General features: G+C 44.9%; 11 protein-coding genes and 1 tRNA gene. 2 read left to right on the top strand and 10 right to left on the bottom strand.

All coding sequences use genetic code 11. The features are described 5' to 3' along the window. The first annotated feature begins 484 nt into the window (after nt 1-484). Nucleotides 485-557 (top strand) — tRNA-Thr (locus IX315_RS08480). A gap of 47 nt (nt 558-604) precedes the next feature. Here IX315_RS08480 and IX315_RS08475 read toward each other — a convergent pair. Genes IX315_RS08475 through IX315_RS08465 form a run of 3 tightly spaced genes read right to left on the bottom strand, consistent with a single transcriptional unit; the run spans nt 605 to nt 3,755 of the window. Continuing rightward, nucleotides 605-874, bottom strand: a complete 270-nt coding sequence (locus IX315_RS08475; protein ID WP_018358799.1) for a hypothetical protein — start codon at nt 872-874, stop codon at nt 605-607. Beyond that, entirely contained in the window at nt 855-2,543 is a 1,689-nt protein-coding gene (locus IX315_RS08470) for an MATE family efflux transporter (RefSeq protein WP_211637456.1), read from the bottom strand. The genes IX315_RS08475 and IX315_RS08470 overlap by 20 nt, the downstream gene beginning before the upstream one ends. After that, nucleotides 2,544-3,755 carry an S-adenosylmethionine:tRNA ribosyltransferase-isomerase gene (locus IX315_RS08465; protein ID WP_018358801.1) on the bottom strand — a complete coding sequence of 404 codons (1,212 nt, stop codon included), beginning with the start codon at nt 3,753-3,755 and terminating at the stop codon, nt 2,544-2,546. It lies immediately after the preceding gene. A gap of 398 nt (nt 3,756-4,153) precedes the next feature. On the opposite strand from IX315_RS08465, the gene IX315_RS08460 reads away from it, so the two are divergent. Then, a complete protein-coding gene (locus IX315_RS08460; RefSeq protein ID WP_425325376.1) occupies nt 4,154-5,026 on the top strand; it encodes a YitT family protein in 873 nt (290 codons plus the stop codon). Nucleotides 5,027-5,129: 103 nt separating this feature from the next. Here IX315_RS08460 and gcvP read toward each other — a convergent pair whose 3' ends face one another. From gcvP to clpP, 7 genes are all read right to left on the bottom strand, one after another. Then, nucleotides 5,130-7,979, bottom strand: a complete 2,850-nt coding sequence (gcvP, locus tag IX315_RS08455) for an aminomethyl-transferring glycine dehydrogenase (RefSeq protein WP_018358803.1) — start codon at nt 7,977-7,979, stop codon at nt 5,130-5,132. Between the two features lie 73 nt (nt 7,980-8,052). Beyond that, nucleotides 8,053-8,673, bottom strand: a complete 621-nt coding sequence (locus IX315_RS08450; RefSeq protein WP_244973132.1) for an MBL fold metallo-hydrolase — start codon at nt 8,671-8,673, stop codon at nt 8,053-8,055. Between the two features lie 4 nt (nt 8,674-8,677). Continuing rightward, nucleotides 8,678-9,322 carry a 16S rRNA (guanine(527)-N(7))-methyltransferase RsmG gene (rsmG, locus tag IX315_RS08445; protein ID WP_018358805.1) on the bottom strand — a complete coding sequence of 215 codons (645 nt, stop codon included), beginning with the start codon at nt 9,320-9,322 and terminating at the stop codon, nt 8,678-8,680. After that, complete coding sequence (locus IX315_RS08440; protein ID WP_211638673.1) at nt 9,319-10,197, bottom strand: DUF3298 and DUF4163 domain-containing protein; 879 nt, start codon at nt 10,195-10,197, stop codon at nt 9,319-9,321. The genes rsmG and IX315_RS08440 overlap by 4 nt, the downstream gene beginning before the upstream one ends. A gap of 4 nt (nt 10,198-10,201) precedes the next feature. Then, on the bottom strand, nt 10,202-12,391 hold the full coding sequence (gene recQ / locus IX315_RS08435) for a DNA helicase RecQ (RefSeq protein ID WP_018358807.1): 2,190 nt from the start codon (nt 12,389-12,391) through the stop codon (nt 10,202-10,204). A gap of 111 nt (nt 12,392-12,502) precedes the next feature. Further along, nucleotides 12,503-13,792 carry an ATP-dependent Clp protease ATP-binding subunit ClpX gene (clpX, locus tag IX315_RS08430; RefSeq protein ID WP_018358808.1) on the bottom strand — a complete coding sequence of 430 codons (1,290 nt, stop codon included), beginning with the start codon at nt 13,790-13,792 and terminating at the stop codon, nt 12,503-12,505. A 15-nt stretch (nt 13,793-13,807) separates the two neighbouring features. Then, nucleotides 13,808-14,515 carry an ATP-dependent Clp endopeptidase proteolytic subunit ClpP gene (clpP, locus tag IX315_RS08425; protein WP_018358809.1) on the bottom strand — a complete coding sequence of 236 codons (708 nt, stop codon included), beginning with the start codon at nt 14,513-14,515 and terminating at the stop codon, nt 13,808-13,810. Nucleotides 14,516-14,790: the final 275 nt, after the last annotated feature.

Here is a 14,790-nt window from a genome sequence, read left to right as displayed (position 1 = left end):
CGCATACTTTGCGGAATCTAGGCTAGGAATAAATTTCGCTGATATGGCGAGCCACATCGGGCGCTCGCCTAAGAGAATTTATCAATAGTGAAATGTACTGTAATAAAGTAGATTGTGACAATTATATATGGAAACACATTAGGCTGGTGAGCTCACTATCGAGGCTGAATGAGGAAGAGGGATTATATTTTGACGTTTCGCCCTACCATATTCTCTGTCTTTACTCTCAAGCTTAGCGAAATTACACAAAGAGCGTCATAGATGTCGAAAAATATAACATGCTATAAATCACATTAGTACATAAAAATCTCACAGAAGAGAGGAAGAAATAGTTAGGAATATGTTTGGTTATTCAGAAAAATATTGTATCTTTGCACCGCAAACGGGTAAGTCCTGCACGGCCAGCTCCTGGTGAACTCCCCCAGGGTTTGATCGCAGCAAGGGTAGCTGGTTGAGCGGCGCGATGTAGATTGCTTACCCACCCGCCTCTTTAGCTCAGTTGGTAGAGCTCCTGATTTGTAATCAGACGGTCGTTGGTTCGAGTCCGACAAGAGGCTCAAGGAAAAGAGAGCGAAGCAGCAAAGCTGCTTCGCTCTCTTAACTTTTATATAAAGTAAAAAGGCAATCCCACGATCAAAGATACGACAAAAGCAAATACACAGATAAGAAGGTGTTCTGTATCGGTATAGGCGACCTCATTCTTTTGCCTAAGATATATTAAATGCTGTGGCAAGGAAATCACTGGAAGCATCATTGCTATCTGCAGAAGCCATGTGATTTCAAACAAGAAGTGATTGGCAAGTAGCAGTCCAAGCTCCAGTAGGAACCAACTAGCCGTGATGAGATAAACTCGTTTAGTTGTACGTTTGTCCATGATTTATTAGTTCATTATAACCGTTTTGAAAATAATTGCGTCTATAGTCCTTCTCCCTCAAGATAAGCTTATCCTGCATCACCACATCTACATCGAGCGACACATCTTGTGAACTCCTATCACGCCCTGCTTGTTCCTCTAGCGATTTGGTAAGAGCAATCACCTCCTCTAGTGGTAGTGCACTCTCTACACGGAGTACACTATTGAGATAGATCCTATCACTTTTGCCCGTAGCATCGGGCGTAGAATAAAAGGAGGAAAATACCCCATGCGGGAATGAATGAGTAATGAGGTCTCGAATCTTTCGCTCACTATCGAGGAATGTAGAACCAATGGAAAAGTAGTAGGTATATTCGAAGGGAAGACCAATCCCCCTAAGCCTACGTGTAATCAAGATCTGCATCACTCCCCTAACCCCTAGATAGGTAATAAAGGAAGCCCACAGAATATGGTTTTGATCTGAAAGTGGCAGCAGATAGTAGAGGGCGAAGAAGACAAGTACTGCGGTAAGCATACTCAAAAACATCTCTTTAGTCGCCGTTACCCCTACGAATACTCCATCAAAAAGAAATGCGAGGAAGCCTGTAAATGGAAGTACATATACCCATGGTAGATAGTGCTCGGCATAGGCAATGACTTTGGGTTTATCCGTAAGGACATAGAGGAATGGACTAGCAATAATCATATAGACTATACTCGTAGCCACCGCTATACCAAGTCCCCAGATAATAAGGGTTCGGATAGAGCTTCGGAGTAGCTTGCGCTCCTTCATTCCATAGAAGTGCCCAACGAGTGCTTCTGCAGCAAAAGCGAACCCATCTATAAAGTAACTAAAGAAGTTGAAGAACTGATAGAGAAGTGCATTGGCAGCCAAAGTAAGTGCACCTTGCTGGGTTCCCGAATAGGTAAAGAATGCAGAAATCAATGCAAGGAGCATTGTTCTGAATAGGATATGAATATTGGTACCGAAGTAGCGCCGTAGCCCTACCCTAAGATGTCCCAACTGAGTAGGGACGTGCGCTTTTCCTCGCTTAAGGAATAAATAATATGCGCCTAAACCAAGAGCAATCACGCCTATCCACTGTGCGGATAGGGTTCCAATAGCTATACCATCCACTCCCCTACCCCAAATGAGGACTAGACTGGCACTAGTAGCAATGTTGATAAGATTGGTACCTATACTCACCGCCATAGGCCACCAAGTATTTTGCATCCCTATAAGCCACCCATTGAGCGCATAAGTACAGAGCATGGCAGGAGCACCCCACACCACTATATTATAGTAAATGGTAGCGTAGTCAATAAGAGCGGACTCGGGGGACATTACTCCTAAGATAATCCTAAACAGTGGCAACTGGAGTAGGAGAATGGAGATGCCTCCAATAATAGCAATGAATAGTGATTGTATAAGATTACGCCCCATCTCCTCCTTATCCCCTCGACCATGAGCCTGAGCGGTAAGCCCCGTGGTACCCATTCGGAGAAAGGAGAAGTTCCAATAGATCAGACTGAACACCGTAGTAGCAATAGCTATTCCACCTATCGCATAGGCATCTTTGAGATGACCCGAGAGGGCAAGGTCTACTATCCCAAGCAAAGGGACAGTGAGGTTGCTCAAGATATTAGGGAAAGCTAGCTTGAGGATTCGTCGATTCAGAGCATCTGCCATTTACTTCTTCTTGAGAAGCGAGCCATCGCCATAGCTAAGAAACCTATAATTATTCTCTAGTGCGTAGTCATACACTTTGCGCCACTCCTCTCCTATAAAAGCTGCAACAAGCAATAGTAGTGTGCTGTGTGGCTGATGGAAGTTAGTTACCAAGTAATCTACAACCTTATAGCGGTACCCTGGGGCAATCATGAGTTGGGTCTGCCCAAATAACTTCTCTGCTTTTCCCTCTTTCAGCCTTGCTATGATTGCCTCCAACGACTGGAGCAACGTAGGCTCCTCTTGGAGTTGGTAAGGCAGCCACTGAGTTACACTAAATGCATGCTCTACTCCAAGGAGCAACTGAGCACCCATATAATATAGGCTCTCGAGCGTGCGCGTACTGGTAGTCCCTACCGACACAATGGGCTTCCCCTCCATCACGCTATCCCTGAGAGATTCAATAGAACTAAGTGGCACTTCTATAACCTCCGTATGCATTTCGTGACCACCCATGGTGTCGCTCTTGACGGGCAAGAAAGTGCCAGCCCCTACATGTAGGGTCAAAGGAATAGTCTCTATCCCTTTATCTCTCAGGTTATTCAATAATTCGTCTGTAAAATGAAGCCCAGCCGTAGGTGCCGCCACACTACCCTCCTGCTTGGCATAGACGGTCTGATAATCGGAAAGATCGCTTTCCTCTGTCTTACGATTAAGGTATGGCGGAATAGGAAGCTCACCAAGTTGTTCCAAAAGGGTTCCAAAAGTGATGTCACTATCCCATTCAAAACAAATAAGGTGCCCATCGACTACACGAGAGACACGCAGAGTACCGCCCTCAGGTAATGTCCGCTCAAGGTATTGCTCCTTCCACTTCTTCGCCTGACCAACCAAGCAATGCCACACAACTTTCCCCTTGGTAGCGAGTGATAGCTCATACAAGGCGGGGGCATAAGGCTCGAGGCAAAACACTTCTATCCGAGCACCAGTAGCTCGGAAAAACTCCAATCGGGCTCTAATTACCTTAGTGGTATTCATCACCAGTACCGCATTTTCAGGTAACAGCTTGGGCATATCACTAAAAATATGAGTACTAGTTTCTTCACCATTATAGTATAAAAGCTTAGCATCGTCTCGCTTTTGGAGCGGATACTTAGCAATCATATCGTCTGGTAGATTGTAGGTATAATCCTCAATCTTAATATTTCGTGGGTCAATGTTCTTGTCTATCATAGCACAAAAGTACCAATATATCGGAATATAGGATACGCAGCAGAGACATAATACTCCCCATAAACTTCATTTTCTTTTTTTGATAGCAAATGACAATTAATACCATCTCAACTCTTAAATCAAACACTTTTTGAGCTGTCTAGTTTATGGGGAGTATTATACCCACGACCTTTTCGTTCAAAACCCTCGACCTTTTTGATCAAAACCCTCGACCTTTTTGATCAAAACCCTCGACCTTTTCTAGGGAAACCTAAGGGATGGTTGGGAATCTATTTATGCCAACTCGGAAAAAACAACTACTTTTGCGTAGTGAATTAATAGAACATTAAGATGTTAAGATGATGAATGAAGCTCTATCTCCTACCCCCTATTCCCAACGTCCTTGGCATGCCAAGCTGATGAAGAGCCAACCCTTTTTGGATGCGGTATACATACTGCTGGGGGCATTATTTCAGGCCATAGGTTATTCTATCTTTATTGCTCCAGCCAATATTGTACCTGGTGGCGTCTATGGTATCACTATTGCGCTGAACCATCTCACGAAGGGGATGTTTAGTTTTGCACCAGAAGGTTTCCCTATTGGTATTACCGCTCTATTTTTTAATGTCCCCCTACTCCTCTTAGCGCTCAAGAAGTTGGGGATTTCCTCTGCTGGTAAAACAGTCGCTACCTTCTTACTTATATCTCTATTTACCGATTTTATAAGTTCAATGACTAAGGACATGGGGCTAATTGGCAACGACCGGCTCCTCTCTGCCTTTTATGGCGGTGCTATTATTGGTGTCGGCGTATATCTGATTTTCAAAGCTGGCAGCACTAGCGCAGGGACTGATGTACTGAGTAGAGTGATTGCGAGTGGACGCAACTTTAAGTTGAGCGATACGATTATCGTAATTGATTCTATTGTAGTAGTCTTCGGTCTGATTGCTTTTCGAGATTGGACGGTGCCGCTCTATTCTTGGCTCACAATCATAGTCTATGGTCAGGTCGTAAACTTTCTTCAGCCTGAAAACCCCAAGAGGGCGGTATTCATTGTCTCCTCTAAGATTGATGAGATTAAGGAGGCTCTAGTGCACAAACTAGGCGTTCGAGGTACGCTTATCAAGGGGCGTGGCATGTACATGGATGAAGAGCGAGAGATTATTTTTACGATAGTGGAGCGTAAGAAGCTGCCTATTCTGAAGGATTGCGTCAAGTCTGTCGATTACTCAGCCTTCATATCGACAATGGATGCTAGTCATGATATGATCAACCAACCATCCAAACCGTAACCACTTCAGTACTAGCAAAGGCATTACAGGTTATCGATAAAGCGAAAAGGGCTATGCAGAATCAATCCTGCATAGCCCTTTTCGGATATAATAGGGGGTGTTGTTAGAACTGACAGCAACTGTAAGTAGCGACCAAGTTGCGGTCACCAAAACCATTGTCGGCTCTACCTACATTGGTCCAATACTTATCCTCCTTGAGGTATGGGAGAGCAAAGGCAGCTTTCTCACGTGAATACGGATGCTTCCACTCGTCACTCGCTACCTCGTAGAGTGGGTGTGGCGCATTCTTGAGCACATTATCCTCTTTATCGGCAGTACCATTGACCACCTCTTGGATTTCATTCCAAATAGTATTCAGCACCTCGATGAAGCGATCAAGCTCAGCAAGCGACTCACTCTCGGTAGGCTCAATCATAAGCGTACCATGTACAGGGAAGGAAAGTGTAGGTGCATGATAATTGAAGTCCATCAAGCGCTTAGCGATATCTGTCTCGTCGATACCACTCATCTCTTTCACATTGCGGCACTCAAGTATGAGTTCGTGACCTACATAACCTGTCTTGCCACTGTAGGTAATACCATAGGTGTCCTTAAGCCTTGAAGCCATATAGTTGGCATTCAGGATAGCTCCTGCAGTAGCACGCTTCAGTCCCTCGGTACCGAGCATACGAATATAAGCATAGGTGATACCCACGATGACGGCACTACCAAATGGAGCACTACCAACAGGGATAAAGTTGTGCCCATAAGCTACAGCATGGCTTGGAAGATAATCTTTGAGGAACTCTGCCACGCAGATAGGGCCTTCGCCAGGACCACCACCTCCATGAGGTATAGCAAAGGTCTTGTGGAGGTTGAGGTGGCAGACATCTGCCCCCATCTCACCAGGATTGGTAAATCCGACCTGAGCATTCATATTGGCACCATCCATATATACGAGACCACCCATCTCGTGAACGGTATCTATTAGTTTGCGAATCTCTGCCTCGAAGATACCATGGGTACTTGGGTAAGTAATCATAGTGGCAGCTAAGCGCTCCTTGTGCTCAGTTGCTTTCTTTACGAAGTCCTCGACATCGATATTACCATCGGCATCAGTGTTGGCAATGATAATCTCAAAGCCAGCAAGCGAAGCTGTAGCTGGGTTAGTACCGTGGGCAGATGCTGGAAGGATAATCAGATCACGTTGAGTCTCTCCTTTTGCCTTTAGGTACTCGGAGATGACACGGATACCAGAATACTCTCCCGCAGCACCTGAATTAGGCATGAAGCTCACGCCAGGAAGCCCTGTAATGGTTCCTAGTAAGCTCGCAGTATTATCTAGCATCTCGATATATCCTTCGGTCTGATCAGCAGGAGCGTATGGGTGTATGAAGGCGAACTGTGGATTTGAGAGGATAAATAGCTCGGCAGCAGCATTGAGCTTCATGGTACATGAACCCAGTGAAATCATGCTCTGAGCTAGTGAGATATCCTTCTTTTCCAAACGCTTAGCATAGCGCATAAGCTCAGTTTCGGTGTGGTACTTTTGGAACACCTCATACTCAAGGAAGTTGCTGGTACGACGGAACTGATTATCTACCTCCGCGTGCTTCTCAGGAAGTTCTGGGGTTGGGACTTCTACTCCCTTGGCAGTTGCAAAGATATAGAATAGGACACTGAGGTCGGAAAGAAGTGTAGTCTCGTCGACACTGATGCCAATAGCGCCATCCTCAAAGTAACGGAAGTTTACCTTACAGTCGAGCGCTATCTCTTTGATCTTTGCCTGCTCTTCCTTACTGATACCGGTGAGATATAGGGTATCGAAGAAGTATTTATTGCTCTGAGTATATCCTAGCTTGGTAAGTCCGTTGTTAAGAACCCTTGCTACAGTATGTACCCTACCAGCAATATCCTTGAGCCCTTCTGGACCATGGAATACTGCATAGAATGAAGACATAGTAGCAAGTAGCGCCTGAGCGGTACAGATATTTGAGGTTGCCTTTTCACGCTTGATGTGTTGCTCACGAGTCTGAAGTGCAAGACGGAATACCTCCTTGCCATTAGGATCTTTGGAGATACCTACGATACGACCTGGAATAACGCGCTTGTACTCGTCGGTAGAGGCCAAGAAACCAGCTGATGGACCACCGAAGTACATTGGAATACCGAAGCGCTGTGCCGAACCAAATACGATATCTGCGCCCCACTCTCCTGGAGGTGTTAGCAGTACGAGCGATAGAAGATCGGCAGCAACAGCCACTCGGATATCCTTCTCCTTAGCCTTAGCTACAAACTCCTTGTAGTCTTTGATCTCACCATGATCATTCGTGTACTGGATGATAGCACCAAAATACTCGTCGGAGAAGTCGAAGTCCTCTGCCTTGCCTTCTACAACCTCAATATGCCATTGTGCAGCACGAGTTTGTATTACACTACGTGTAGACTGAAATACATCGGTAGCAACAAATAGCTTATTGGCATCCTTACGCTTACGGCTACGGATATTCAACATCATTGCTGCTGCCTCTGCCCCACTGGTTCCCTCATCGAGGAGAGAGCAGTTGGTCAGCATCAAGCCCGTAAGTTCGGTAATAACGGTCTGGAAGTTGAATAGAGCTTCAAGGCGTCCTTGAGAAATCTCAGCTTGGTATGGCGTGTACGATGTATAAAAACCTGGGTTCTCCAAGACGTTGCGCTGAATAACAGCAGGGGTATAATTATCATACCATCCCATACCGATATAGGAGGTAAATACTTTATTTTTATTCCCGAGCTCATTGATATGCTCAATTAGCTCACGCTCTGTCATAGCTTCGGGGAGATCAAGCTCCTCCTTTAGGCGAATATCGGAAGGTATTACCTTGTCAATAAGCTCCTTTACACTACCAACGCCGATGCTCTTCAGCATCTTTTGCTCATCCTCGTGGGAGGTTACACCCACGTGGCGGATAGTAAAATCATTTGTATTCATGTTTGATAAGTATAATATGTATGGTATTTATAAACTATCTCTACACCTCAGATATACAACAATTCAGTAATCCTCATTGTTTCCTCTCGGCTCCAATAGTAGTCTCCATGCCATGTCCCGAGAGTACAACAGTCTCTTCAGGAAGGGCAAGCAACTTATCAATGGAGTTTATGAGCACCTCATAACTGGCACCCCATAAATCATAGCGACCAAAACCTCCCTTGAAGATAACGTCCCCACAGAAGATGACGCCCCTCTCCTTCTCGTACAATGTAATATGATCAGGGGAATGCCCAGGTGTCTTGATGACTTCGAAGGTTGTATTACCTACCTCTATTGTCTCTGGAAGGACTTGAACTTCAAATGCGTACTTACCTTCTTCAACTGGTATACGAAAAGCCTTTAGCTGCTGGTCTATGCTAGGCAAGCCATCAATCTCCCCTTTAGGAGCTTCTAATGGAATACCGAAGTGCTCTTGGATAAACCGAGCACCCATTACGTGGTCGAAGTGCAGGTGTGTGGCTATACATCGTGATAGTTGTAGCCCCTCCTTATCTAAGAAGTCAATAAGCTCTAGTTCTTCAGATACATTGGAGAACCCAGGATCTATTACGCACGCCAACTTACTCTCGTCCCAGACAAGGTAACTATTGACCTGCACCATGTTGCAGATAAATCTACGGTATTGTAGCATTACTCTAAAGTGGAATATAGATAATCTTCTTGGTCTCAAAGAAAGGGATATCAGGCATCAAGCCCAATATATCCTCCGATGATACTATCTTACGAAATGGATGAAGCTCCTCTGTCAAGTCCCCACCCTTCAGTGCGATGACGCCATTAGGGAGAGCATTGAATTGCTCTTGCCTATCTACTAAGTGGGCACCAATCTTCATCAGTTCAGACATCGGCATAGCCGCTCGGCTGACTACGAAATGGCACTTCTCCCCTTTCAGCTCTTCAGCTCTCGTCTGTATGGCTCTTACATTGTGCAGCTCTAAGCTCTCTGCAATACTCCCTGCCACTTTTATCTTCTTCCCTATGCTATCAATCAAAGTAAACTGACAGTCAGGAAAAAGTATCGCCAAAGGAATTCCTGGCAATCCCCCACCTGTCCCGATATCAAAGATATTTGTGCCCTCCTTGAAGCGGGTATACAGACCTATACTCATGGAGTGAAGGATATGATTAGGCACTATGTTATCTATATCTTTCCGAGATATTACGTTAATCTTCGTGTTCCATTCCTGATAGAGATGGGGCAGTTGCTCCAGTTGCTCCCATTGGAGCGGAGTCAGATCGGGAAAATACTGGGAGAAAATAGATCTATCGGTACTATTCATCGGGGTATAAGTTTGGTGTATGCACCATTGATGAATGGTGCCAGTTGCTCATAAGTAAGGGACAACTCTATTGAGCCTACTGCATAGGCTGCCAACTCATAAGGATTGTAATAGAAGGTAATACCCTCATTGGTAAAGTAGAAGTTATTGGTTACCTCTAGCATCTGATAATTGAAGATACCTGCATACTCTAGCTCCTCAGGAGTACTCACATCGAACTCCGCCATAAGCCTGCCCAGTAAGAGCTCTTCTATCCTGCTATCCTTAGGATCGGAAAATAGAGCGGACAACGTTATCGCTTCATTCTGCTCTAAGTCGTAGTTGAGTGTTGTCAGCAACTCATTGCCATGTACTCCGCCTGTATACTCTTGCGATAGCATAGTAATCGATACTATACCATTCTGATTGTGTACCAAACTGTCACAGAGGTCTATCCTACGGCTAAATACACTGTATGAAAATACGTCGAAATCTAGTTCGCTCGCCTGTGTTAAGTCCGCCTTGTAGTCCGATACCTGAGCATCGACATAGCTATTGACAAAAGCCTGAATACTGTCTTTAGAGAAGTCATTCGAGGGCTGTAAAGACACTCGCAACGTCATAGCCTTCACGAGGCTATCTCTTAGCGCTATGTAGCTTTTGTCCTCTATTTGAGGATAGAGGATATCCACATGCACCCAGCAATTGGGGATCGTCGCTTCTTCCTCCTTAGGCCAGTTCTCAAGTACAAAAGGATCGGTATACTCAGCAAAGGCACTTATCCTCTGCCAAGTAATATACTCGTTGAGATGACTCTGTTGTCCCTTCTTATTACATCCTACCAGTCCCATCCCTAGGACTATGGATAGTAGTGCAAGTACTCCGATCCTTTTCATACGCTTAGTTAGCCATTTCTGCTATAAACTTCACACGAATGAGCCTAATCTCATCCTCCTCGTATACCTCCAGTTCGCCCATCGCAGTCTCAATATCGTCGGTCGTGGAGTGCTTGAAGTAGTCGAAAATCTCTTCTACAGCTTCCTCCTCCATTACGTCACTGATAAAGTAATTAATATTTATCTTCGTGCCGCTATAGACGATAGCTTCAAGCTCAGAAAGTAGCTCGCCGAAGTCTAAGTCGTGGGTATTGGCGATGTCCTCAAGCGATACCTTACGATCGATAAGCTGTACGATAGACACCTTGAGCTTAGACTTATTTGGTACGGTCTTTATTCTGATATCCTCGGGACGCTCAATCTCATTTTCCCTTACATATTCGCTTATAACCTCAAGGAATGGCTTTCCAAACTTCTTTGCCTTGCTCAATCCTACACCCGAGATATTCTGTAGCTCGTTTTCATTGATAGGATAGAAAGTAGCCATATCCTGCATACTCGCATCTTGGAATATGACATAAGGTGGCAGGTCTAGCTGCTTTGCCAGCTTCTTTCTTAGATCCTTAAGGATTGAAAACAGCTGTGGGTCTGCTATTCCAGAACCACCCCCTGCATTACCCTTTGCCTCATCGACTATCTCTTCGTCATCCTCTATATGTATCTTGAATGTCTTAGGCGTCTTCAAAAAAGCTTTCCCTTGCTTAGTAAGCTTAAGTACCCCAAAGCGCTCTATATCCTTCTCCATGTACCCCTCTATGAGCGCCTGTCGGATGATTGTCTCCAGCACATCTTTTTCTACTTCAGCACAGCTTCCAAATTCTTCCAGCTCATTATGCTTGTAGTTCTCAATATCAGCAGTCTGCTTACCTTGGACAAAGTTGATGATATACTCCGTCTTAAATTCCTCCTTCAGCTCCTTTACAGTCTGAAGTATTGATACTAATTCCTCTTTTGCTTCCACCGTCTTTCTATTACTCAAACAGTTATCGCAGTTATGACAATTATCTTCTTCGTACTTCTCTCCGAAATAGTGCAATAAGTACTTGCGTCTACAGATGGGCGAACTCGCATATCCTGATATCTCATCAAGTAGCTGACGCCCAACCTCTCGCTCATTATTACTCTTATTCTTACTTTGCAGTAGCTTACTCATCTTTAGGACATCCTCCTGTGTGTAGTAAGCTATGCACTTCCCTTCTCCTCCATCCCTTCCAGCTCTGCCAGTTTCCTGATAGTAGCTTTCCAGACTCTTGGGGATATCGTAGTGAATCACGTAGCGGACATCTGGCTTGTCAATTCCCATCCCAAAGGCGATGGTTGCTACTATCACATCAATATCCTCACTAATAAATGAATCCTGAGCCTGATCCCGCACACAACTCTCCATCCCCGCATGGTAAGCCATTGCCTTGATACCGTTTGCACGGAGTACCTCGGCAAATAGCTCCACCTTATTTCGGCTCATGCAGTACACGATACCAGTTTTATTAGGATTGCTCTTAATAAACTTGATGATATCCTTGTCTATATTCTCGTTCTTTTGTCGCACCTCATAGTAGAGGTTGGGTCGGTTGAAAGAACTCATGAATATATTAGGCTCTACCATACATAAGCTCTTGATGATATCATCTTGTACAACTGGAGTAGCCGTAGCGGTAAGTGCGATAATAGGACGCACCATAATCTCCTCTACAATCTCCCTTATCCTCCTGTACTCAGGGCGGAAATCGTGTCCCCACTCCGAGATACAATGAGCCTCATCAACTGCGTAAAAAGAGACCTGTATCTCCCTGAGTAGCTCCACATTTTCGGGCTTTGTCAGGCTTTCAGGAGCCACATATAGCATCTTTGTCACACCCTCACGAAGGTCGTCATGCACCCTATCGAGCTGCGTCTTGGTAAGAGACGAATTCATAAAGTGCACAATACTCTCATCACTGGCATTAGCACGGAGGGCATCAACCTGGTTTTTCATCAATGCTATAAGTGGCGAGATGATTACGGCTGTACCCTCGCTCACCAATGCTGGCAACTGATAGCAAAGCGACTTGCCACCACCTGTTGGCATCAAGACGAACGTATCCTTACCATCCAATATGCTATTGATGATATCCAGTTGTTGATCCTTGAAGGTATCAAAGCCAAAGAATAGCTTCAGTACCTCAAATATTTTCTCCTTCCGTTTTGTATCCATTGATGCAGGTCTTATATTTATTTGTACCCAATAGTTGAAGCCACAGTGGCTTCAACAGCTTAAAGGTACCAAAATATATACAGATATGCTATAACGAGGCATAATTTAAGGCTAGCCAATCAAATTAAGCCTCACATCCTTGACCCTCAAGTGCTTTTCAGCAAAGGCTTTAGTCACACGTACTATCTTCTTATGAGACGAAGGAGCTTCATACATCACTTCTCGCATAATTTCCTCAAAGATAGATCGTAGACCCCTAGCTCCAGTTTTGAGTTCCAATGCCTTAGCTACAATGAGGTCGTACACCTCATCATCCACCCTTAGCTCTACATCTTCCAGCTCCATAAGTTTCTTGTACTGCTTAGCGATGGCATTATTTGGCTCAGTAAGGATAGCCCTAAGCGCTTTGCTATCAAGTGGAGTAAGATACGTGAGCACTGGTACACGCCCAATCAACTCTGGGATAAGACCAAACGAACGTAAGTCTGATGGCACTACATACTTCAAAAGACTATCCCCTTCCTCTACATTGGCATGGCGAAGCTCATTGGCATAGCCTACAGTACGTGTATTAAGGCGCTTGGCAATCTTTTTCTCCAGACCATCAAAGGCTCCACCGCAGATAAATAGGATATTCTCCGTATTGACAACTATCATCTTCTGCTCAGGATGCTTGCGCCCGCCCTGGGGTGGGACATTGACATCTGTCCCTTCTAGGAGTTTGAGCATACCCTGTTGAACACCCTCACCACCTACGTCTCTGGTGATGCTTGGGTTGTCTGCCTTACGAGCTATTTTATCTATCTCATCGATAAAGACAATACCCCTCTCGGCTGCAGCTACATCATAGTCCGCAACCTGTAGTAGTCGAGAGAGAATACTCTCAACATCCTCACCCACATAGCCCGCTTGGGTAAAGACCGTTGCATCCACAATCGTAAATGGCACATTGAGCATGTGGGCAATCGTGCGAGCGAGAAGCGTTTTACCAGTTCCAGTAGGTCCCACTACCATAATATTGCTCTTCTCTAGCTCTACATCGTCCTCCTCTTGTATCCCCTTACTCCTTTGTTGGTCTCTGTATATCAACCTCTTGTAATGATTGTATACAGCTACAGCGAGGGTCTTTTTTGCATCGTCCTGACCGATAACATACTGGTCTAAGTAGGCCACAATCTCCTTTGGCTTGGGGAGCTCAGCAATGCTTGGCAACTCAAACTTCCCCCGCTCCATATCCATGTTTTTAGCACGTTCCACAGCATTGTGCACAGTGGTAGCGCATTCATCACACAGATTTCCCACAGGTCCAGGTACGAGATAATCCACAAGACTTGCTGGTCTTCCACATATATCGCACCTTTCCTCGTGTCCCTCTCCCTCTCTTCTACTTCTCTTCGCCATTCCTCTTGTCTCCGATCAATCCCTCTCTGTATCCCTTACAAGTACCTTGTCTACCGCACCGTAAGCAACAGCTTCATCCGCAGTCATCCAGTAATCACGGTCACTATCTCTTTCTATCTCCTCAAGGCTCTTGCCCGTATGCTTACTGAGAATATCGTAGAGCTCTTTTTTTACCTTGATAATCTCCTTTACTGTAATTTCCATATCGGAGGCTTGCCCCTGAGCACCGCCCAATGGTTGGTGAATCATTACACGTGAGTGAGGAAGGGCATAGCGCTTGCCTTGGGCTCCTGCCACAAGGAGTACTGCGCCCATACTAGCAGCCATACCAGTACAGATAGTACTAACATCACAACTAATATACTGCATTGTGTCATAAATACCATACCCGGCATAAACAGAACCACCAGGACTATTAATATAAAGAGAAATATCCTTGCCTGGATCACTAGTCTCTAAGAAAAGGAGCTGTGCCTGTACCACATTGGCCACATAATCATTGATGCCTGAGCCCAGAAAGATAATCCTATCCATCATAAGGCGGCTGAATACGTCCATTTGGGCCACATTAAGCTGGCGCTCCTCTATAATCGTTGGAGAGATATATCCCTCTGCACTTGAATTAATCATCTTGGTGTAGTCGCTAACTACTCCAGAACTAATCCCGAGGTGTTTATGAGCATATAACTCAAACTCCCTCCCTATCATCTTGTCATTCATCATATATATATATATATCTGTAAACAGTATTCTACATTGAGCTACCGCAAAACCGTAGCGAATATACCCATTATTCCCCCAAAGAGCATACAAATATACCACGATAATTCAATTTACCACATCCCCTAGCGCCCACTGATATTTCTTGGTGGGTACCTTTATGTACTAAGGCTCGTCTTCCCTCTTTTTTTTCTGTAGTCAGCTACCCCTCGCCTTCAGGAATAGTGAGATGTAACTTATTCTATTGCTATTAGTTACAGTAAATAGCACTAGGAGGA

Source organism: Porphyromonas levii (assembly GCF_018206105.1).
GTDB classification, from domain to species: Bacteria; Bacteroidota; Bacteroidia; order Bacteroidales; family Porphyromonadaceae; genus Porphyromonas_A; species Porphyromonas_A levii.
Note: the sequence above shows the minus strand (reverse complement) of the source record. Positions and strands in the feature narration are given on the sequence as shown.